General features: G+C 64.7%; 18 protein-coding genes. 10 read left to right on the forward strand and 8 right to left on the reverse strand.

Annotated elements, in window-relative coordinates:
- Positions 1–245 precede the first annotated feature (245 nt).
- The 8 genes from QM712_RS23570 to QM712_RS23605 all read left to right on the forward strand — a co-directional run bounded on the left by QM712_RS23570 (position 246) and on the right by QM712_RS23605 (position 7,659).
- Entirely contained in the window at positions 246–671 is a 426-nt protein-coding gene (locus QM712_RS23570; protein WP_415025545.1) for an organic hydroperoxide resistance protein, read from the forward strand.
- Between the two features lie 176 nt (positions 672–847).
- Positions 848–2,068, forward strand: coding sequence for a CaiB/BaiF CoA transferase family protein (locus QM712_RS23575; RefSeq protein ID WP_415025546.1), 1,221 nt, complete (start codon positions 848–850; stop codon positions 2,066–2,068).
- A gap of 268 nt (positions 2,069–2,336) precedes the next feature.
- The gene (gene ugpB / locus QM712_RS23580; RefSeq protein ID WP_415025547.1) at positions 2,337–3,653 is read left to right on the forward strand and encodes a sn-glycerol-3-phosphate ABC transporter substrate-binding protein UgpB; all 1,317 of its coding nucleotides are present in this window, start codon (positions 2,337–2,339) and stop codon (positions 3,651–3,653) included.
- Positions 3,654–3,703: 50 nt separating this feature from the next.
- Complete coding sequence (ugpA, locus tag QM712_RS23585) at positions 3,704–4,585, forward strand: sn-glycerol-3-phosphate ABC transporter permease UgpA (RefSeq protein ID WP_415025599.1); 882 nt, start codon at positions 3,704–3,706, stop codon at positions 4,583–4,585.
- On the forward strand, positions 4,585–5,433 hold the full coding sequence (ugpE, locus tag QM712_RS23590; RefSeq protein WP_415025548.1) for a sn-glycerol-3-phosphate ABC transporter permease UgpE: 849 nt from the start codon (positions 4,585–4,587) through the stop codon (positions 5,431–5,433). Before ugpA ends, ugpE begins: the two co-directional genes overlap by 1 nt.
- 108 nt (positions 5,434–5,541) lie before the next feature.
- Positions 5,542–6,627 carry a sn-glycerol-3-phosphate import ATP-binding protein UgpC gene (locus tag QM712_RS23595; RefSeq protein WP_415025549.1) on the forward strand — a complete coding sequence of 362 codons (1,086 nt, stop codon included), beginning with the start codon at positions 5,542–5,544 and terminating at the stop codon, positions 6,625–6,627.
- Between the two features lie 282 nt (positions 6,628–6,909).
- Positions 6,910–7,335: an Hsp20 family protein gene (locus QM712_RS23600; protein ID WP_211388084.1), complete on the forward strand. Its 426-nt coding sequence runs from the start codon at positions 6,910–6,912 to the stop codon at positions 7,333–7,335.
- Positions 7,336–7,386: 51 nt separating this feature from the next.
- Positions 7,387–7,659: a DUF1150 family protein gene (locus QM712_RS23605; protein ID WP_415025550.1), complete on the forward strand. Its 273-nt coding sequence runs from the start codon at positions 7,387–7,389 to the stop codon at positions 7,657–7,659.
- Between the two features lie 273 nt (positions 7,660–7,932).
- Here QM712_RS23605 and ptsN read toward each other — a convergent pair whose 3' ends face one another.
- The 8 genes from ptsN to QM712_RS23645 form a co-directional block, all read right to left on the reverse strand.
- Positions 7,933–8,394, reverse strand: coding sequence for a PTS IIA-like nitrogen regulatory protein PtsN (gene ptsN / locus QM712_RS23610; protein WP_074122528.1), 462 nt, complete (start codon positions 8,392–8,394; stop codon positions 7,933–7,935).
- 222 nt (positions 8,395–8,616) lie between these two features.
- Positions 8,617–9,225: a ribosome hibernation-promoting factor, HPF/YfiA family gene (gene hpf / locus QM712_RS23615; protein ID WP_415025551.1), complete on the reverse strand. Its 609-nt coding sequence runs from the start codon at positions 9,223–9,225 to the stop codon at positions 8,617–8,619.
- A 77-nt stretch (positions 9,226–9,302) separates the two neighbouring features.
- Positions 9,303–10,925, reverse strand: a complete 1,623-nt coding sequence (gene rpoN, locus QM712_RS23620; RefSeq protein WP_415025552.1) for an RNA polymerase factor sigma-54 — start codon at positions 10,923–10,925, stop codon at positions 9,303–9,305.
- 91 nt (positions 10,926–11,016) lie between these two features.
- On the reverse strand, positions 11,017–12,039 hold the full coding sequence (lptB, locus tag QM712_RS23625) for an LPS export ABC transporter ATP-binding protein (RefSeq protein WP_415025553.1): 1,023 nt from the start codon (positions 12,037–12,039) through the stop codon (positions 11,017–11,019).
- A 209-nt stretch (positions 12,040–12,248) separates the two neighbouring features.
- Positions 12,249–12,956, reverse strand: coding sequence for an LptA/OstA family protein (locus QM712_RS23630; protein WP_415025554.1), 708 nt, complete (start codon positions 12,954–12,956; stop codon positions 12,249–12,251).
- Between the two features lie 5 nt (positions 12,957–12,961).
- The gene (lptC, locus tag QM712_RS23635; RefSeq protein ID WP_415025555.1) at positions 12,962–13,699 is read right to left on the reverse strand and encodes an LPS export ABC transporter periplasmic protein LptC; all 738 of its coding nucleotides are present in this window, start codon (positions 13,697–13,699) and stop codon (positions 12,962–12,964) included.
- 146 nt (positions 13,700–13,845) lie between these two features.
- A complete protein-coding gene (locus QM712_RS23640; RefSeq protein WP_415025556.1) occupies positions 13,846–14,460 on the reverse strand; it encodes a ribonuclease D in 615 nt (204 codons plus the stop codon).
- Between the two features lie 108 nt (positions 14,461–14,568).
- Complete coding sequence (locus tag QM712_RS23645; protein ID WP_415025557.1) at positions 14,569–15,894, reverse strand: UbiA family prenyltransferase; 1,326 nt, start codon at positions 15,892–15,894, stop codon at positions 14,569–14,571.
- Positions 15,895–16,242: 348 nt separating this feature from the next.
- On the opposite strand from QM712_RS23645, the gene QM712_RS23650 reads away from it, so the two are divergent.
- Positions 16,243–17,514, forward strand: a complete 1,272-nt coding sequence (locus QM712_RS23650; RefSeq protein WP_415025558.1) for an MFS transporter — start codon at positions 16,243–16,245, stop codon at positions 17,512–17,514.
- A 773-nt stretch (positions 17,515–18,287) separates the two neighbouring features.
- Positions 18,288–20,375 (forward strand): TonB-dependent receptor, encoded by a 2,088-nt coding sequence (locus tag QM712_RS23655; protein WP_415025559.1) that lies wholly within the window; start codon positions 18,288–18,290, stop codon positions 20,373–20,375.
- Positions 20,376–20,412: the final 37 nt, after the last annotated feature.

Consider the following 20,412-nt stretch of genomic DNA (forward strand, 5'->3'; position numbering starts at 1 on the left):
TGAAGGTGTGCGCGGCCGAATAGACCGCGAAGCAGATCTGGTTGTCGAGCCGCAGCAGCGTGTCCGCCGCCGATTGTTTCCGGGCCATGGTCGCGTCGTCCTCCGGGATTCGTCCGCATTGTGGGGCGCGCGCGCCGAATATTCAATTGCGGACAATTAAATGTGAGACGATGCAATTTCAATTGCGCACAATCTAATTGTCTGCAATACGAATGCTCCCAACCGGAATCCCACGGAGACGGAACATGTCGGTCAACGTCCTCTACAAGACCAGCGCGAAGGCCACCGGCGGCCGCGACGGCCATGCCGCGACCCTCGACGGCGCGCTCGACGTCAAGCTCACCACGCCGAAGGAGCTCGGCGGCGGAGGCGGCGCGGGCAACAATCCCGAGCAGCTCTTCGCGGCCGGCTATGCCGCCTGCTTCATTGGCGCGATGAAATTCGTGGCCTCTCAGGGCGGCGCGAAGGTCCCGGCCGACGCCTCCGTCACCTCGACCGTCGGCATCGGCCCGCGCTCCGAGGGCGGCTTCGGCCTCGACGTCGAGCTTGCCGTCTCGCTGCCGGGCCTCGCCCGCGCGGACGCCGAGGCGCTGGTGACGAAGGCCCATCAGGTGTGCCCCTACTCCAATGCCACGCGCGGCAATGTCGACGTCCGTCTGAAGATCGTCTGATCCTCGGGCGGATTGGCCGGTCCGAGATCCCCCTCGGGTCGGCCACTTCCGCTCGATTTGCCACGTTGCGGGATTGGACCTGAGCGCCGCATACGCGCCCGCGCAGGAAGCCATTGCCGGTCCCGCCGAACCTCGCTAGGCCTGTGATCGACGACCGACACAGGGGAAGCGAAGGCATGAGTTCTGAAGCCGCCGGTTCTGGAGCCGCATCGGGCGCAATGAGCGGACTGCGCGTCATCGACCTCACGCGCGTGCTCGGCGGTCCCTACTGCACCCAGATTCTCGCCGACCACGGCGCCGACGTGATCAAGGTCGAGCCGCCCGCAGGCGACGAGGTGCGCGACTGGGGCCCTCCCTTCCACGACGACGACGCGGCTTATTTCGTCGGCATCAACCGCAACAAGCGCTCGATCGGGATCGACCTCGCCTCGGAGGGCGGCCGTACCGTGCTGCTGAAGATGCTGGAGACCGCCGACGTCCTGATCGAGAATTTCAAGCCGGGCACGCTGGAGAAATGGGGCATCGGCAACGAGGTGCTGCGCGAGAAATTCCCGCGTCTCGTGCATTGCCGGATCTGCGGCTTCGGCGCCGACGGTCCGCGCGGCGGCAACCCCGGCTATGACGCCATCATCCAGGCGATGACCGGCATGATCGCGGCGACCGGCTCGCCGGAGAGCGGGCCGATGCGGATCGGCGTGCCGCTGGTCGACATCACCACCGGCCTCTACGCCGCGATCGGCATCCTGATGGCACTGTCGGAGCGGCAGCGGTCTGGCCAGGGACAGTTCCTGGAGACGACGCTGTACGAGACCGGCCTCGCCATCATGCATCCGCACACCGCGAACTATTTCATGCACGGCAAGCCACCGAGCCTGACCGGCAACGAGCATCCGAACCTCGTGCCCTACGCGATCTTCCCGACGAAGACCGACAACATCTTCATCGGCGTCGGCAATGACGGCACCTTCCGCAAGCTCGCCAAGGAGATCGGCAAGCCCGAGCTCGGCACCGATCCGCGCTTCGCCCGCAACAAGGACCGCATCGCCAATCGCGAAGCACTGCGCGCCGAACTGGCCGCCGTGTTCAGCCAGCACGAGGCCGAGCCGCTCTGCAACCGCCTGCTCGCGGCGGGCCTGCCGGCGGGCCCCGTGCAGAAGATCGACCAGGCGCTGACCAACCCGCACACAATCGCCCGCGGCGATATCATCGAGAAGGACTGGTACAAGGGCGTGGCATCGCCGATCCGGCTCGACCGCAGCAAGCCGAGCCTGCGCCGCCTGCCGCCGAAATTCAGCCAGCACTCTGCCGAGGTCCTGGGCGAATTCGGGTATACCAAGGCCGAGATCGACGCGCTGGTCGAGAAAGGCACGGTCTGCGGACCCGAGCGCAAGCGCTAGGCTTTTCGCGGCGATGCGTTCCCTCTCCCGCAAGCGGGGGAGGTTTTCGAAGCTGCGGCCCGCTCGCCGGTCTCGCAATGCCGCACTGCGGTGCGGGATCCGCGCCTGCATCGAACGGAGGAGGCCGCCGCGCCGCCTTCGCCTATTTGACGACTTCCCAATCGGCAGCGCTTGCTGCTTTCGTTTCTCCCGCTTACACAGTCATGTGAACGTCATGTGGCGCTGCTAGCGCAAGCGCTTCTTTTTGACGGCAAGGGAGGTTTACTTGATGGCTCTTCGACACTTTGGGGCGGCTGCCGCTGTAGCAGTCACGGTCGGCTTGACGGCTTCACCGGCGCTGGCTGTGACCGAGATCCAGTGGTGGCACGCGATGACCGGCGCCAACAACGACGTCATCGTCAAGCTCGCCAACGACTTCAACGCGTCGCAGACCGACTACAAGGTCATCCCGACCTACAAGGGCAACTATCCCGACACGATGAACGCCGGCATCGCCGCCTTCCGCGCCGGCAACGCCCCGCACATCATGCAGGTGTTCGAGGTCGGCACCGCGACCATGATGGCCGCGACCGGCGCCGTGAAGCCCGTCTACAAGCTGATGGCCGAGACCGGCGAGAAGTTCGATCCGAAGGCCTACCTGCCCGCGATCACCGGCTACTACTCGACCTCGAAGGGCGACATGCTGTCCTTCCCCTTCAACTCGTCGTCGACCGTGATGTGGGTCAATCTCGACGAGCTCAAGAAGGTCAACGCCGAGATCCCGAAGACCTGGCCCGAAGTGTTCGAGGTCGCCAAGAAGCTGCACGACAACGGTCATCCGACCTGCGGCTTCTCCGGTTCCTGGGTCACCTGGGTCAATCTCGAGCAGCTCTCCGCCTGGCACAACCTGCCGCTCTCCACCAAGGCCAACGGCCTCGACGGCTTCGACACCGTGCTCGAGTTCAACGGACCGCTCCAGGTCAAGCATCTCGAGAAGCTGGTCGAGCTCCAGAAGGACAAGACCTACGACTATGCCGGCCGCACCAACACCGGCGAAGGCCGCTTCACCTCGGGTGAATGCGCGATCTACCTGACGTCGTCGGCCTTCTTCGGCAACGTCAAGGCGCAGGCCAAGTTCAACTTCAACGCCGTGCCGATGCCCTATTATCCGGACGTCAAGGGCGCGCCGCAGAACTCGATCATCGGCGGCGCTTCGCTCTGGGTCATGGGCGGCAAGTCGGCCGATGAATACAAGGGCGTTGCCAAGTTCCTGACCTTCCTCTCGGACACCGATCGCCAGGTCTACATCCACAAGGCGTCCGGCTATCTGCCGATCACCAAGGCGGCCTACGCCAAGGCGAAGGACGAGGGCTTCTACAAGGACCAGCCCTATCTCGAGACCCCGCTGCTCGAGCTGACCAACAAGGAGCCGACCGAGAACTCCCGCGGCCTGCGCCTCGGCAACATGGTTCAGCTGCGTGACGTCTGGTCGGAGGAGATCGAGCAGGCCCTCGCCGGCAAGAAGACCGCCAAGCAGGCGCTCGATGCCGCCGTCGAACGCGGCAACACCATGCTGCGGCAGTTCGAAAAGACCGCCGTGAAGTGAGGCGATGAGCGGCAGGCCGCGAATGCGTGGCCTGCCGCTCTCCTGACATCATGCAGAAGCAGGCGATCTTCCAGTCAAAGCTGTTGCCCTATGCGCTGGTTGCCCCGCAACTGGCGATCGTCCTGATCTTTTTCTACTGGCCCGCGCTGCAGGCGGTGATCCAGTCCTTCCTGCTCCAGGACGCCTTCGGCCTGTCGACCACCTTCGTCTGGTTCGACAATTACATCGAGCTGTTCAAGGACCCCGCCTATTTCGAGGCGATCGTCCGCACCTTCTTCTTCTCGTTCGCGATCGCGGTCTCGTCGCTGTCCTTTGCGCTGCTGCTCGCCGTCATGGCGGACAAGCCGCTGCGCGGCTCGATGCTCTACCGCACGCTCCTGATCTGGCCCTACGCGGTCGCGCCGCCGGTCGTCGGCGTGCTCTGGATCTTCATGCTGCATCCCTCGCTCGGCGTGCTCGCGCGCTACCTGCGCGCCGCCGGCATCGACTGGAATCCGCTGCTCGACGGCGACCAGGCCGCGCTGCTGATCATCCTCGCCGCGGCCTGGAAGCAGATCTCCTACAATTTCCTGTTCTTCCTCGCCGGCCTGCAGGCCATCCCGCGAAGCGTGTTCGAAGCCGCCGCGATCGACGGCGCGCGCCCGATGCGGCGGTTCTGGACCGTCACCTTCCCGCTGCTGTCGCCGACCATCTTCTTCCTGCTGGTCGTCAACATCGTCTACGCCTTCTTCGACACGTTCGGCATCATCGACACCATGACGCGCGGCGGTCCGGGAACGTCGACGGTCACGCTGGTCTACAAGGTCTATTCCGACGGCCTGCTCGGCGGCAATCTCGGCAGCTCCGCGGCGCAATCGGTGATCCTGATGATCCTCGTCATCGTACTGACGGGAATCCAGTTCCGCTTCGTCGAGCGTAAGGTGACCTACTGATGGTCGAGCAAGAGGGCTTTCGGCGCTACGTCGCCCACATCATCCTCTGGATCGGGATCGCGATCGTCGCGTTCCCCGTCTACATCGCGATCGTCGCCTCGACGCAGGACAACGCGCTGATCGCGAACGGACAGATGTCGCTGCTGCCGGGCGGGCATTTCTTCGAGGTCTACTACCAGACAATCTTCGTCGGCACGAGCGGCTCGACCCGCGAGCCCGTCGGCAACATGATGCTGAACTCGCTGGTGATGGCGCTGCTGATCGCGGTTGGCAAGATCGCGATCTCGATCATCTCGGCCTATGCGATCGTGTATTTCCGCTTTCCGTTCCGGATGCCGATCTTCTGGATCATCTTCATCACTCTGATGCTCCCGGTCGAGGTGCGCATCTATCCGACCTACAAGATCGTCGCCGACCTGCACATGCTCGACAGCTATGCGGGCCTGGCGCTGCCGCTGATCGCCTCAGCCACCGCGACGCTGCTGTTCCGCCAGTTCTTCATGACCGTGCCGGACGAGCTGCTCGAAGCCTCCCGCATCGACGGCGCCGGTCCGCTGCGCTTCTTCTGGGACACGCTGCTGCCGCTGTCGCGCACCAACATGGCGGCGCTGTTCGTGATCCTCTTCATTCTCGGCTGGAACCAGTATCTCTGGCCGCTGCTCATCACCACGCGCGACGACATGCAGACCATCCAGGTCGGCATCCGCAAGATGATCACCACCACCGATGCGCTGACCGAATGGCCGATCGTGATGGCGACCGCCGTGCTGGCGATGCTGCCGCCGGTGTTCGTCGTCGTCGCCATGCAGAAATTGTTCGTGCGCGGACTGGTCGAGACCGAAAAGTGATGGGGCGATCGGTGACTGGCGCATCGCGAATGGACGTGCCCGTCAGCCGCTTCGCGTGCCTTGTTTCCCCATTCGGCTTTCGCCGTTCGCTACTCGCTGGAAGAACCCATGGCTAACGTCACCCTGCGCAACGTCCGCAAGACCTATCCCGGCGGCTTCGAGGCCATCAAGGGCGTCGACGTCGATGTCGGCGACGGCCAGTTCTGCGTGCTGGTCGGTCCTTCCGGCTGCGGCAAGTCGACGCTGCTCCGGATGGTCGCGGGGCTCGAGACCGTCACCGGCGGCGAGATCGACATCGGCGGCCGCGTCGTCAACCAGGTCGAGCCCGCCGACCGCGACATCGCGATGGTGTTCCAGAACTACGCGCTCTACCCGCATATGAGCGTCTACAACAACATGGCCTACGGCCTGCGCAACCGCGGCATGGCCGAGGCCGAGATCAAGACCCGCGTCGAGGACGCCGCGCGCGTGCTCGAGCTCTCCCCGATGCTGGAACGCAAGCCGCGCCAGCTCTCCGGCGGCCAGCGCCAGCGTGTCGCGATGGGCCGCGCCATCGTGCGCCAGCCCAAGGTGTTCCTGTTCGACGAGCCGCTCTCCAATCTCGACGCCAAGCTGCGCATCGCGATGCGGGTCGAGATCCGCAAATTGCAGCGCCGGCTCAACACGACGTCGATCTACGTCACCCACGACCAGCTCGAGGCGATGACGCTCGCCGACATTCTCGTGGTGATGAATGGCGGCCAGGTCGAGCAGGTCGGCAATCCCCTGGCGATCTACGAGAAGCCGGCGACGACCTTCGTCGCCTCCTTCATCGGCGCGCCACCGATGAACCTGATGTCGACGCGTCCCGACGAGATCAAATCGCAGCTCGGCGGCCGCGCGACCGACGCCGGCATCCTCGGCATCCGCCCGGAAGATTTCGTCATCACCGAGCTGACGCCGTCCGGCGGCGTCGCACTGTCGCTGACCGTCGAAGCGATCGAGCGCGTCGGCGCCGAGACCTTCGTCTACGGTTCGCGCGCCCAGGACGAGCAGCGCGTCGCCGCGACCCCGGGCGAACTGCCGCCGGGCGAGGTCATCGTCCGCATCCCCGGAACCGAGGCCCCGGCCATCGGCCAGAAGATCCGCGTCGCGGCGGTGCCGGCCAAGCTGCATCTGTTCAGCGGCGACGGGCGGACGCGGATCGAGGCCTGACCGGTTCCGCGAGGGGCGTCCGGCCAAAAAGCCGAAAACAACCCCATGCACAGTAGCCGGAACCTGCCGGGGCATCTCGGGAGCACCGGCGCGGGCGGATCGAATTCCAGCGCTCCACAGGGGATTCCGGATTCGGTGCTTCGCGCCCGGCTGGAATGACGGCTGTGCAGGGCTCGGGCTAGGTGCTTGAACCTCCACAGGGATATGCCCATATTGCTGACCAAGGGGTGCCTTGATCGGGCCCCGAAACACCAAAGTCGCTTCGAGAGGACTTTGTAAACTATGTCTCGTGTTCCCACGCTTTCCAGTCCGTTCCTCCTGGGCTTCGACGAGATTGAGCGCGTGCTCGATCGCGTCGTCAAAGGCGCCGACGGTTACCCTCCCTACAATATCGAGAGGTGTGAGCGATCGGACGGCCAACCCGAGCGCTTACGCATCACGCTGGCGGTCGCCGGATTCACCCGTGACCAACTCGATGTAACCATTGAGGAAAACCAGCTCGTGATCCGCGGGCGGCAGCAGGACGACAAATCCCGGCAATACATCCACCGCGGCATCGCCGCGCGCCACTTCCAGCGCACCTTCGTGCTGGCGGAGGGGATGCTTGTGCTGGGAGCGGATCTGAAAAACGGGTTGTTGTCGATCGATCTCGCCCGGCCGGAACCGGAGAGGATCGTTAAGACAATCGCTATCAATGAGCACGAATAATGGAACGAGTAGCGGACTCGACCGCTTAGTTTCGAGAGAGGAGTCGAGACCATGAGTGAAGGTCACGTTGTGTTCGAATACGAAGCCCAGAACGTCTCGCCGGAGACGCTGGCAAATCTCGGCGAAGGCCACATCGCCTATGTGAAGCAGATCCGCTCCGAGGATGTGCCCGGCCTGTTTCCCGAAGCTCCGAAGATTGCGCCCGGCCTCAAGCTCTTCGCGCTCCACGCCGCCGACGGCACGCCGATCATGCTGACCGACAGCCGCGAAGCCGCGATCGCCAACGCCTGGAGTAACGAGCTGCAAGCCGTCAGCGTGCACTGAACGCGCGCCACGCGAACTGAAATTTCAAGCGGGCATGCCTTCACACGAAGGCGTGCCCGTTTTTATTTTGGATGGCGGCGCGCGCATGCGGCCCTCTTCATTGCGAGCGCAGCGGAACAATCCGGACTGTGTGCTCTGAGACTGTCTGGATTGCTTCGTCGCTTCGCTCCTCGCAATGACGAGAACGAGAAACGGTGCGCCAATGACGGAGCGCATGCGTCCGGCGCACGGGAAGCGAGACGCAGCACCTGCGCTCGCGATCGGAGATGAAGATTAAGCCGCGGTCGCCGGCGGCAGTGCGAGCACGGAGTAGATCGCCTGGGCATCGCGCGAGGCGCGGAGCTTCTTGGCGATGTCCTGGTCGCGCAGCAGGCGGGCGATGCGTGCCAGCGCCTTGAGATGATCGGCGCCCGCGCCTTCCGGCGCCAGCAGCAGGAACACGAGATCGACCGGCTGGCCGTCCATCGCCTCGAAATCGATCGGACGATCGAGGCGCGCGAACAGACCGAAGATCTTTTCCAGCTTGGGCAGCTTGCCGTGCGGAATCGCAACGCCGTAACCGACGGCAGTTGTGCCGAGCTTTTCCCGCTGCAGCAGAACCTCGAAGATCGAGCGCTCGTTCTGGCCAGTGAGCTCGGCGGCCTTGGCCGCGAGTTCCTGGAGAGCCTGTTTCTTGCTGTTGACCTTCAGTGCCGGAAGAATCGCCTCGGGCGCGACCAGATCGGTAATCGGCATGAAAGTGTTCCGAGGTGAATTAAAACCGTGAGGTTCCAAATTTGCCAGCTTGGAAGAACCAAGCCGGGCCGGCGTCGATAAGGTGAAGCGGAAGGCGGACTTAGCCCCGGTCCAGATGTGGGGCGCTTCTACTCCAACGCAATCCCGGTGCCAACTCCCGCGTGCAGCTTTGCCCCGGACATTGTTAAGGGGGTGCGGGGGCCGGCCCCGGGATATGGGACCTCAGGCCTTGCCGTCGGCCTTATCCGCCTTGGCTCCGGGCGGATCGACCCAGCCGACATTGCCGTCGGCGCGCCGGTAAATGATGTTCACCCGGCCGCTCGAGCCGTGCTGGAATACCAGGCAGGGTGCCCCGCTCAGGTCGAGTTCCATGACGGCCTCGCTGACCGACAGCAGCTTCAGCGAGGTGGTTGCCTCCGCAATGATCACGGGGCTGTAGCCGGTGACTTCGTCCTCGCCTTCGGCCGGCGCCTCCAGCACGTAGCTGGTGGCGTCGAGCGCCGCGAGCGCGGCGGACGCGACATGGGCCTTGCGGGCGGAGCGATCCTTCAGGCGGCTCTTGTAGCGCCGCAATCGCTTCTCGATCATCAGCAGCGCCTGGTCGGCGCTGGCATAGGCGTCCGGCGCGTTCGAATCGGCTTCCAGCGTGATTCCCGAATCGAGATGCAGCGCGCAGTCGGTCCGGAAGCCGAAGCCGTCCTTGCTCAGCGTGATGTGGCCGGAATAGTTGCCGTCGAAATATTTGCGAAGAACCTCGTCGGTGCGGTCTGCAACGCGGCCGCGCAGGGCCTCGCCGACGCTGATGCTCTTTCCCGAAATGCGGAGAGTCATGAGAACCTCACCTAGTTGCCTAGCTTGGATCGATCTCGATGTGAGATTGAGAGTAGCGCGATTTGGCGCCGACGCAATCAGGCCGGTTCGGTGTTGCGGGAGCGATCGGACATTGCGGTAGAGAGGACGTTACCAAGAGCGCTCTGCTTGTCTCTGCGGCGTTGCACCGAGGAGGGAATGCGCATGGCTTCGCGGTATTTCGCGACCGTGCGGCGGGCAATATCAATGCCCGAAGCGCGTAACCGTTCCACGATCGTGTCGTCCGACAGGATCGCGGAAGGATCTTCCGAATCGATCAGTTGCTTGATGTGGTGGCGAACGGCCTCGGCCGAGTGCGCCTCGCCGCCATCGGCCGATGCGATCGACGCCGTGAAGAAATATTTCAGCTCGAACGTGCCGCGATTGGTCGCCATGTATTTGTTGGCGGTGACGCGCGACACCGTCGATTCGTGCATCTGGATGGCGTCCGCGACAGCCTTCAGATTCAGCGGCCGCAGGTGCGCCACGCCGTGGGTGAAGAAGCCGTCCTGCTGGCGCACGATCTCGGTCGCGACCTTCAGGATGGTGCGGGCGCGCTGGTCGAGCGCGCGCACGAGCCACGTGGCGTTCTGCAGCGCGTCGGTGAAATAGGACTTGTCGCCGTCCTTGCCGATCTTCTTCGATAGCTCGGAATAGTAGGTCTGGTTCACCAGCACGCGCGGCAACGTGTCGCTGTTGAGCTCGACGTGCCAGCCGCCGTCGGGACCCGGACGGACGTAGACGTCCGGCACCATGGTCTGCAGGCGCGAAGTGCCGAACTTCATGCCCGGCTTGGGATTGAGGCGGCGAATCTCGCCGATCATGTCGGCGATGTCCTCGTCGTCGACACCGCAGACCTTGCGCAGGCCCGCAATGTCGCGCTTGGCGAGAAGATCGAGGCGCTCGACCAGCGCCTGCATCGCGGGATCGTAACGGTCGAGTTCGCGGAGCTGGATCGCCAGGCATTCGCTGAGGCTGCGCGCACAGACGCCGGGCGGATCGAATTTTTGCAGCACGGCGAGAACGTCCTCGACGTCCTGCTGCGATGCGCCAAGCCGCTCGGCGGCCTGTCCGAGATCGGGCGGCAGATAGCCGGCCTCATCGACGAGGTCGATCAGATACTGGCCGATCATGCGCTGCGCGGGCGCGGAGAAGGCGACCGAGAGCTGCTCGGCCAGATGATCTCCGAGCGTCGTTTCCGCCGCGACGAAAGCCTCGAGATTGTAGTCCTCGTCCCCGGAGGCGCCGCCGCCCCATTCGGTGTAGACGCTGGGGGCCGCGTCCTGGGCGTTGCGCGCAGCCGCCTCGGCCGGTTCCTCGGAGAAGACGTTGTCCAGGCCGGTGTCCAGGGTCTGCTCGATCTCGGCGCGGGTGCCGAGATCCTTGCTCATCCATTCTTCCTGGCCCGGTTCGAACCCGTCGGTGCTGCCGCCCAGGCCTTCCTCGCCATGGCTGCCGCCGGATTCGTCGGAATCGCCGTAATTCGCGGCCTCGGCCGGAGCTTCGCCCGCCGGGGGCTCGTCACTCGCGCGTTCCAGCAGCGGATTGCGCTCCAGCTCCTCCTCGACGAAGGTCGTGAGATCGAGATTGGACAGCTGCAGCAGCTTGATCGCCTGCATCAACTGCGGCGTCATCACCAACGACTGCGACTGTCGGAACTCTAATCTCTGCGTCAGCGCCATGAAGCAAGAACCGTTCCCAAAAATTTGGTCCGATTTTTGCTTATCCTAGTCTGAGCCCGATGTACACGCCTTGACGAATTGGAAAAACGGGCTAGAGGCGGAACTCCTCGCCAAGGTAAAGGCGGCGAACATCCGGATCAGCGACGATCTCATCCGGGCTCCCCTCGGTCAAGATTTCACCGGCATAGACGATATAGGCGCGGTCGGTGAGGCCGAGCGTCTCGCGGACATTGTGGTCGGTGATGAGAACGCCGATGCCGCGATTGGTGAGATGGCGGACGAGATCCTGAATGTCGCCGACCGCGATCGGATCGATGCCGGCGAAAGGCTCGTCGAGCAGCATGTAGTTCGGACGCGTCGCCAGCGCGCGCGCGATCTCGACGCGGCGGCGCTCGCCGCCGGACAGCGCGATCGAGGGCGATTTCCGCAGCCGCGTGATGTTGAACTCGTCGAGCAGTGAATCCAGCTGCTGCTCGCGCTTCTTGCGCGAAGGCTCGACCACTTCGAGCACGGCGCGGATGTTCTGCTCGACCGTGAGGCCGCGGAAGATCGAGGCTTCCTGTGGCAGATAGCCGATGCCGAGCCGGGCGCGCTGGTACATCGGCAGCTTCGTGACATCGTGGCCGTCAAGCTCGATCGCACCGCGATCGGCCTTGATCAGGCCGGTGATCATGTAGAACACGGTGGTCTTGCCGGCGCCGTTGGGGCCGAGCAGGCCGACCGCTTCGCCGCGGCGCACATAGATGCTGACCCCGCGCACCACCTGGCGGCTGCCGAAGGCCTTTTCCACGCTATGCACAGCCAGGAAGCCCGGCCGCCGCAAGAGCTGCGGCGCGCCGGCAGCAGCATTGGGCCGGCTCGCGGCCCTGACCGGATGAACCGCCTGCGGACGGGGCTCGGGCTGAAACTCGCCCTGGTAGTCCGCCTGGAAATCGCCCTGGAACTGGCCGGGCGCGGCCGCCGTCCTCTCGCGGGCGATCGGCGGCGCGTCCCGAACCGGGCTGGTCACGAGACCCCCGACATTGTCACCGAGCGACGTGATGTCCTGACGCGCAAATCCTGGCCGGCCGCGTTTGGCGGGGCGCCGACGGAACATGCTGAATAGGTCGACCATCCCCGCCTTCTAGCCTTGCGCGGCGATTCCGCGATCAGCCGCACCGGTTGCGATTGGCCCGATGCAGCATGGGTGAAAAGGTGTCTCATGCCCAGTGACACACCCCAGATAAGCGGCGGTTTCCGCTTCGAAAGCCCGCCGCGCTAGATACAGTCTCGCCGGGCAAGCTTCAACCTCGGATCGACACCAATCGACCCAAGCCATTGAAACTACTTCTGTTTAGTTGCGCCAGGCAATTGCAAAGGCGGCCCGGCGCCGGGCTTGCCCTGGCCACAATCATTGCCGCCGCCCTGCGGCAGCAGCGCCTGCACCCTGCCGCTGTCCGATTCCACGCGCGACACGCCGGTCGTCATGTCGACCATCAGCCGGTCGCCGCGCAGCACGTTCTTGCACTGCGTCAGAACCACGCCGCCGAGCATGGTGATGAGGTTCGTCTTGGTGTCGAAGACGGCGGTCTCGCCGGTCACGACCTGATCCTTCTGGGTGACGACGACATTGCCGCGCGCCTCCAGCCGCTTGATCGAGGAGCTGCCGCCCGGGCCCGGCGTCGCCGACTGCATCGCCGCGCCTTTGGTGGCCTTCGCCGCAGGCTGCGGCGAAGCAGCCGGCTGGCCGCCGCTGGATTCGTAGAACACCACAAGCGTCTTCGACGTCATGGTGGTGTCGCCCTGCACGACCTTCACGTTGCCGGCGAAGGTCGCCTCCTTCTTCTTGTCCCGCATCTCGAGCGAAGCCGCTTCGATCTGGATCGGCTGATCGCGGTTCTGCGAGAAGCCCTGCATCGCGTTGGGCACGCCCTGCATGGTGCTCTGCGCAAAGCCGGCATCGGCCGCGAACAGCGCGATCAGGAGAGCGGCTGCGGCAGCGCCGGTGGCAGCGGCACGCCTGTCTGCGCCGCGGGAAAAGGGCTTCGTCATTTCGATCATCTTGAATTGGCGGATTTGTTGGAGGCGCGCGGCTTTGCCGCGGGCGTGGGCGCAGGCGCGGGCTCCGAAGGCGGCGCCGGCTCATCCGTGCTGAGCTTGTCCAGATGCATCACCACATTGCCCTCGAAGCGGATGACATCGCCGCCCTCGGTGATGCGCAGCCGGTCGGAGGTCAGCGTGCCGTTGGTCAGCTTGACGTCGACATGCTCGTCCGACGAAACCGTGCCCTTGCCCATGTCGACGAAGGCCGAGTTCAGCCGCGCCTCGTAGCCGGTCGAGGTGCGCAGGAAGATGTCCTTGTGCAGGTCGAGCTGCTGCTGCTTGTTGTCGAACCGCCCGTTGCGGGCATCGAGGAACAGGGTCGATTGGTCCTCCATCAGGACCTTCGCGCGCAGATCCGCGAGATCGACATGGTCGGGATCGGTGATGTCCTGGGTCGCCGTCTTGGCCCAGAGCTCGTAGGGGCGCCGGTCCGGCGTGTAGCCGGCCAGGTGCGGCGATTCCATCGTGATCTTGGTGCCCGACACCACCAGGTTTCCGGAATCGAGCGGCAGCTTCGGCATCAGCATGCGGAACGGGTTGAAGATCGACACGCCGACGATGGCGGCCATGGACAGCAGCACCGCGCCCGGCACGGCGATGCGCAGAATCCTCACCAGGCGGCTGTGACGCGCCGCGCTGGCGAACTTCGCCGCGAGCGCGGCGTCGTAGGTTGGATTCTGGGCCGAGTTCACCGCTGCTCCAGGGGCGTCGCTAGCCTGTTCCAGAGGAAGGCTCCAATCGAGGATGCCCCATTGTACCCGGCGCGGCCGGGATATGCAGCCAGCGACAGGCCGTTACGACTGTGTCCGAAACGGGGCGGCGGCCGCCGCGGCGCCGCTCAGGAATGCGCAAAAATGTCCTCGGCCTCCCAGCCCTGGAGGTCGAGCAAGGCCCGGGTCGGCAGGAATTCGAAGCAGGCCTTCGCCAGCCCCGTGCGGCCCTCGCGCACCAGCATCGCGTCCAGCCGCTCGCGCAGGCCATGCAGGTGCAGCACGTCCGAGGCGGCGTAGGCGAGCTGCGGCTCGGTGAGGCTGTCGGAGCCCCAGTCGCTGGATTGCTGTTGCTTGGAGAGGTCGACATTGAGCACCTCGCGGACGAGGTCCTTCAGGCCGTGCCGGTCGGTATAGGTGCGGGTCAGGCGCGACGCGATCTTGGTGCAGTACAGCGGCTGCGTCATGACGCCGAAGGTCTGGTACAGCACGGCGACGTCGAAGCGCGCGTAGTGGAAGATCTTGGTGATCGCGGGATTGGCCAGCAGCGCCTTCAGGTTCGGCGCGTCGGTGTGGCCTTTCGGAATCTGCACCACGTCGGCGCTGCCGTCGCCGGGCGAGAGCTGGACCACGCAGAGCCGGTCGCGATGCGGGTTCAGCCCCATGGTCTCGGTGTCGATCGCCACCGATCCGGTGTAGCGGGAGAGGTCGGGCAGGTCGCCGCGATGCAGGCGTACGGTCATGGCGTTTCAAAACCTCAATGAATCAATGCGTCGGCGGATCAGGCTCATCGGATGATCCGCGATGTATCCACTGCCGGCGAACCGCGCAAGCGCCCTCGCAGGGCCCGGTCAGATCGCCGCCAGCATGATGCAGATCATCGCCGCCACCGTGATGCGGCTGGCGCTGTCGCGAAAGGTGTAGATGATGGGGTCGTCGGGCATCTCGCGCCGATGCGCCATCATCAGCGCGCGGCCGAACCAGTAGAGCAGCAGCGGGTTCAGGAGCCACAGCATCCAGGGACGGCTGTACAGCGGCGTCACCGCGGGCGAGGACACATAGAGCGAGAACACGGTCACCGCGTTCATGCCGCTCGCCGCGGCCATCGCCGCGATGATCTGCAGGTCGGTAATCCTGTAGTCGCGGTTGGAGGGGTCGGCGAGGCCGGCGCCCTGGCGCATGCTGAGCTCGCTGAAACGCTTGATCAGCGCCAGCGAGGTGAACACGAACAGCGAGAAGATCAGCAGCCATTCCGACAGCACGACGCCGACGCCGACCGCGCCGGCGATGATGCGCAGCGTGTAGAGGCCGGCGAGCGTTACGACATCGACCAGCATCTTGCGCTTGAGCACGAGCGAATAGGCGATGGTGGTGGCGAGATAGGCGCCGAGCACGCCGAGGAACAAGGGCGAGATGCAGAGGCTGGCGGCAATCGCGAACAGCCACAGCGCGGGGATCGCGAGCAGCGCCGAGGAGATCGGCAGATCGCCGGCCGCGAGCGCGCGATGGCGCTTGGTCGGGTGCTGCCGGTCGGCGGCGAGATCGAACAGATCGTTCATCAGATAGGCGCCCGACGCGCAGGCGGAGAACGCCAGGAACGCCAGCAGCGCGTCGCCAAGCGCGGCGAGCGTCATCTGATGCGCGGTGATCGCCGGCACGAACACCAGCGTGTTCTTGGCGTATTGATAGACGCGCAGCGCCTTGATCCAGGTCGCAAGGCCGGCGCGGCGGCCGCCATTGCGGCCCTCGACGCGCTCGGCGTGAGCGGGATCGAACGGCGCAGAGCCTTCCGCGAGGGCATCCGGCGCAACGACACCATCGAAGCCGAGATGTGCGGCGATGCCGGCGGCATGATCGGCGAAGCGGCCCGCGACGAGATAGATCCGGACGCCACGCGCCCGCGCCGCCAGCGCCTGGTTCAGCACCTCGGCGTCATAGGGCAGATGGGCATAGTCGACATCGGCCCGCGCCAGCACGTCCTGCAGTGCCGCCGGGGCCAGCGATCCGCCGGCACGCAGACGGGCCAGCGACCGGCCGACATCGGCGAAGAAGGCCTCGCAAGCCAGCTCCGAGCGCAGCAGCGCGCCTGCGAGATCGATGAGAAGCGTGCGCGCGGGCGCCGGGGTCGCCGACGGCGCTGGCACGCTGGGATCATACTGCCGGGCAGGCTGCTCCATCCGAAAACGCTCTACTGACCGCGACATGACCGGCCGGTGGCCGGGGAGCAGGGACATGGACGGCCGCCAGCCTAGGGGATCATTCGCTAAGGGCGGCTTAATCCGACCGGAACGGGCGGCCTTCGCGGGGCGGTCGAGGGCCCGGCGGCAGCGAGATCGGCGGGAATCCGGGCCAAATCGCCGGGACGTTCACGGCCGGCCGCGCTGTTGCATGGATTCCACAACCCGGCGCCATCTCCGCGATCGCTGGGAACTTGTGCCATGCGCCCCGTGGAAATCGCCTCGGCGCACCCTATCTGTTGCCAGTTTCTCGCGCATCCTGCGCCGTCTCACCACGAATGAAGTGCCATGACCGAACAGACGCTCGCAGCGCCGCTCGATGATCAAAAGGAACGCCAGCGCGGCTTTTCACGCTACCAGTCGCTGCTCATCGCGCTGCTCGCGTTCACGCAGTTCACGATCATTCTCGACTTCATCATCATGTCGCCGCTCGGCGCCATCCTGATGCCGTCGCTCAACATCACGGCCGGACAGTTCGGCATCGCGGTTTCGGCCTACGCGTTCAGCGCGGGAATTTCCGGCATCCTGGCCGCCGGCTTTGCCGATCGCTTCGACCGCAAGCGCCTGCTGCTGTTCTTCTATGTCGGCTTCACGCTCGGCACGATGCTCTGCGCCGTGGCGCAGACTTACCATGTGCTGCTGCTCGGCAGGGTCGTGACCGGATTGTTCGGCGGCGTGATCGGCTCGATCGTGCTTGCGATCGTCACCGACCTGTTTCCCCTGCACCATCGTGGCCGGGTGATGGGCTTCATCCAGACCGCGTTCGCGGCGAGCCAGGTGCTCGGCATTCCGGCGGGGCTGTTCCTCGCCAATCACTGGAACTGGCATCTGTGCTTCGTTGCGATCGTCGGTGTCTCCATCATCGCGATCGCCGTCATCGCGTTCGCGATGGAGCCGGTCGACGCCCATCTGCGGCTGAAGCAGGACAGGAACCCGTTTCGCCACCTGATCGCGACCATCGGACAGCCGCGCTACACGCTGGCCTTCGCGGTGACGACGCTGCTGGCGACCGGCGGGTTCATGCTGATGCCGTTCTCCAGCGCCTTCACCGTGCACAATATCGGCATCGACATCGTGCACCTGCCGACGATCTATCTCGTCTCCGGCCTGTTCAGCATCGTCACCGGGCCGCTGGTCGGCAAGGCGAGCGACGCGTTCGGCAAATATCCGACCTTCGTCTTCGGCAGCGTGGTGTCCGTGATCATGGTGTCGATCTACACCCATCTCGGTCACGTCTCGCTCGCGACCGCGATCCTCGTCAACGTGCTGATGTTCGTCGGCATCTTCTCGCGCATGATTCCGTCGCAGGCCCTGATGTCGGCGATTCCCGAGCCGAGCCAGCGCGGCTCGTTCAGCGCGGTCAGCGCCTCGCTCCAGCAGCTCTCAGGCGGGCTCGGCTCGATGCTCGCCGGTGCGATCATCGCGCAGGCGCCGGACGGGTCGCTGATCCATTTCGACCGCATCGGCTACGTCGTCGTCGCGACGTCGATCGTCTCGCTGGTGGCGATGTATTTCGTGCAGAAATCGGTCGCGGAGAAGGCCGGCAGGAGCGTGGTGTGAGGGACGCAGGCGGACATCGGCATCGCCGGAAAGCGTGAACTTGCCGCTCTGGGTCCGTTGCTCATAACAAGACTCCTAGATGCGACCGCAATTTCTGACTTCCGCAAGAGGTGGCGCGGAGAGGGCGAACTACAGCTCTCGCGCGCGCCACGTTTTGTGCGCTTTGTGCCAGCGTGCGTGTCGCGCGCGGCGCTTCGGATCAAAAGGAAGACAACGGCTTCGAGCGCACCGGCGTCCGCTCAAGATCTCTTGGAATAGCGAGCCGTGGCGGCATCGCTCCGCGAGGCAAGCTCGGTCCAGCGCCGGGCGCGATCATGTTTGCGCTCTCCGGAGAATCGTCGCCGCAAGAATTCCGCCTCGCTCAACAAAGCGCGCTCGCTGCGCGCCGGCCGGTTGGGGATCGTTCGCGGCGACAAGCTGGCAAAGGCCAGGGAATGTCGCGCAGCGGTCAGCTCGCGCAGCGTTGTCGAGCAGCGGACATCACATTGAAATGTCTAGATAAATTCCAAATCTCATTTCGTTGTCCGGCAAAGTTCCGCGTGCAATAGGCGCATTCTCTTTGGTTTTTGGGGAATACGCAGGTGTCTGATCGGGCTGTGCTCTTGGCGGCGACGAGCTGCTTCGCAATCTTGGCTTCAACTCAACAGTTACAGGCGCAGTCATCTGCCGCGCCGACGCAGCCGTCAGCCACATTGCCTCCCGTCACCGTCGATGCGCCGAGACCAGCGCGCGCAGCGCGTCCCGCAGTTCGCGCGAACAGCGGTCGTCCGAGCGTGCCGAGCCGGACCGCCCGTGCCAACCCGGATCGCGCAGCGCCGGTCGTCAGCCGAGCACCGTCAGCCATAGGCGCACCTCCCGTCCCTTATTATGGAGGGCAGGTCGCGAGCGGCGGCCAACTCGGCGTCCTCGGCAATCGCAGCGTTCTCGACACACCGTTCAACCAGACCAGCTACACGGCGCAGCTGATCGAGAACCAGCAGAGCAGAACGATCGGCGACGTGCTCGACAACGATCCCTCGATCCGCCGCGCCTCGCCGGCCAGCGGGCTGTACGAGTACTTCAACATCCGCGGCTTCATCGTGAAGAGCAGCGATATCGCCTGGAACGGTCTTTATGGGCTGGTGCCGCTCTACGGCAGCATTCCCGTCGACTTCTTCGAGAGAGTGGAGGTGCTGAAGGGACCGAGTGCCTTCCTGAACGGAATGTCGCCGAGCGGCGCTGTCGGTGGCGCCATCAACCTGGTCGCAAAGCGCGCAACCGATGCGCCGACCACCCGTGTCACAACCGGGCTCGATTCCGACACCCTCTGGAACACGCATTTCGATGTCGGACGTCGCTACGGCGAGAAAGGCGAGTGGGGCATACGCGTCAACGGCACGCTGCAGAACGGCGACACCTCCATCGACGGGCAATCGAAAGCGTTCAGCGGCAACGGCTCCGTTGCCCTGGATTACCGCGGAGACCGCCTGCGCCTCGCCGTCGATGCCTATAGCCTTCAGGACAGGAATCGCGGCGGCGTCTCGCTCGCCGTCAGCACGGCCGACGGATTGACCTCGATGCCAGCCGCCCCGAAGGGAAGCACCAACGCGGTCCCCTGGATCAACTACGATGCAAACACGAAGGCCGCGATGTTCAGCGGCGAGTATGATCTCAACGATTTCCTGACGGTGTACGGCAAGGTCGGCGGCTTCGATTACGATTTTCGCGGCTATCAATCCTCCAGCGTCTTCAATCTCCAGGCGAACGGAACAGGCAGCGCCGTCGTCATGAACAACCCCTATGATTATTCGGGAACATCGAGCGAGGTCGGCTTGCGGAGCAAATTCAACACGGGGCCGATCAGTCACAATCTCGTCCTGAGCGCTTCGCGCCTCGACAACGAGACGAAATCCGCCTTCGCCTTCAACGTGACGACCATCAACATCTACAATCCCGTGTTCACGGGAACGCTGCCGGCAGCACCAGCCAATCCGTTGAAGACCTCGAGCACGCAGCTCGAAGGCGTGGCCATCGCGGACACGCTCGGCTTCATCAACGACCGCGTGCTGCTCACGCTCGGCATCAGGCATCAGGACGTGGCGGCTCAGAACTTCAACACCTCCGGAGCGACGACGGCGAGCTACGACAAGAGCGCCGCTTCGCCATTCGTCGGCCTCGTCGTGAAACCCGTCGAGAACCTGTCCCTGTACGGCAACTACATCGAAGGCCTGTCGCAGGGCACGATCGTCGCCGGGGCCTACAACAATGTCGGTCAGGTGTTTGCGCCCTATCAGACGAAGCAGATCGAGTTCGGCGCCAAGCTGGAGACGGGACACATCACCAACACGATCAGCTTCTTCCAGATCGAGAAGCCGTTCACCGTCGCGGATTACACCACGACACCTCTGCCGACCCTGCGGGTGGACGGCGAGCAGCGCAACAGGGGAATCGAGTGGAACGTGTTCGGCGAGATAAGCCCCGGCTTGCGGGCTTTGGGCGGCGTGACCTATCTCGACGGCATCCTCGCCAAAACCGAGCGCGGCGCGCAGGACGGCAACGCCGCGCCCGGGGCGGCCCCCTGGTCGGCCAATATCGGCCTTGAATACGATACGCCGTGGGTCAGAGGGTTCACCGTGACCGGCCGCGTCATCACCACGAGCGCACAATATCTCGACGCAGCGAATACGATAAAGCTGCCGAGCTGGACCCGTTTCGACCTGGGCGGACGATATGTGACAAGACTGGGCCAGACGCCGGTGACCGTTCGCGCCCAGATACGCAACCTGTTCGGCGCCCAATATTGGGAGGGCGTTGCTGCTTCCGGAACGGCCACGCTTGGTGCGCCACGCGTCTACATGATCTCCGCGACGGCGGACTTCTGATTCCACGCCGCCAGCGATGGAGCGATCGAACATTCGT

This window comes from Bradyrhizobium sp., assembly GCF_047605465.1.
GTDB lineage: Bacteria > Pseudomonadota > Alphaproteobacteria > Rhizobiales > Xanthobacteraceae > Bradyrhizobium.

What these genes read in the sequence shown, in the direction of transcription:
- QM712_RS23640 (WP_415025556.1), bottom strand. Translation starts at nt 14,460, where the DNA reads ATGACCGTACGCCTGCATCGCGGCGACCTGCCCGACCTCTCCCGCTAC.
- hpf (WP_415025551.1), bottom strand. Translation starts at nt 9,225, where the DNA reads ATGACTCTCCGCATTTCGGGAAAGAGCATCAGCGTCGGCGAGGCCCTG.
- rpoN (WP_415025552.1), bottom strand. Translation starts at nt 10,925, where the DNA reads ATGGCGCTGACGCAGAGATTAGAGTTCCGACAGTCGCAGTCGTTGGTG.
- ugpA (WP_415025599.1), top strand. Translation starts at nt 3,704, where the DNA reads ATGCAGAAGCAGGCGATCTTCCAGTCAAAGCTGTTGCCCTATGCGCTG.
- ptsN (WP_074122528.1), bottom strand. Translation starts at nt 8,394, where the DNA reads ATGCCGATTACCGATCTGGTCGCGCCCGAGGCGATTCTTCCGGCACTG.
- lptB (WP_415025553.1), bottom strand. Translation starts at nt 12,039, where the DNA reads ATGGTCGACCTATTCAGCATGTTCCGTCGGCGCCCCGCCAAACGCGGC.
- QM712_RS23570 (WP_415025545.1), top strand. Translation starts at nt 246, where the DNA reads ATGTCGGTCAACGTCCTCTACAAGACCAGCGCGAAGGCCACCGGCGGC.
- ugpB (WP_415025547.1), top strand. Translation starts at nt 2,337, where the DNA reads ATGGCTCTTCGACACTTTGGGGCGGCTGCCGCTGTAGCAGTCACGGTC.
- QM712_RS23650 (WP_415025558.1), top strand. Translation starts at nt 16,243, where the DNA reads ATGACCGAACAGACGCTCGCAGCGCCGCTCGATGATCAAAAGGAACGC.
- QM712_RS23575 (WP_415025546.1), top strand. Translation starts at nt 848, where the DNA reads ATGAGTTCTGAAGCCGCCGGTTCTGGAGCCGCATCGGGCGCAATGAGC.
- QM712_RS23595 (WP_415025549.1), top strand. Translation starts at nt 5,542, where the DNA reads ATGGCTAACGTCACCCTGCGCAACGTCCGCAAGACCTATCCCGGCGGC.
- QM712_RS23605 (WP_415025550.1), top strand. Translation starts at nt 7,387, where the DNA reads ATGAGTGAAGGTCACGTTGTGTTCGAATACGAAGCCCAGAACGTCTCG.
- ugpE (WP_415025548.1), top strand. Translation starts at nt 4,585, where the DNA reads ATGGTCGAGCAAGAGGGCTTTCGGCGCTACGTCGCCCACATCATCCTC.
- QM712_RS23600 (WP_211388084.1), top strand. Translation starts at nt 6,910, where the DNA reads ATGTCTCGTGTTCCCACGCTTTCCAGTCCGTTCCTCCTGGGCTTCGAC.
- QM712_RS23645 (WP_415025557.1), bottom strand. Translation starts at nt 15,894, where the DNA reads ATGGAGCAGCCTGCCCGGCAGTATGATCCCAGCGTGCCAGCGCCGTCG.
- QM712_RS23630 (WP_415025554.1), bottom strand. Translation starts at nt 12,956, where the DNA reads ATGACGAAGCCCTTTTCCCGCGGCGCAGACAGGCGTGCCGCTGCCACC.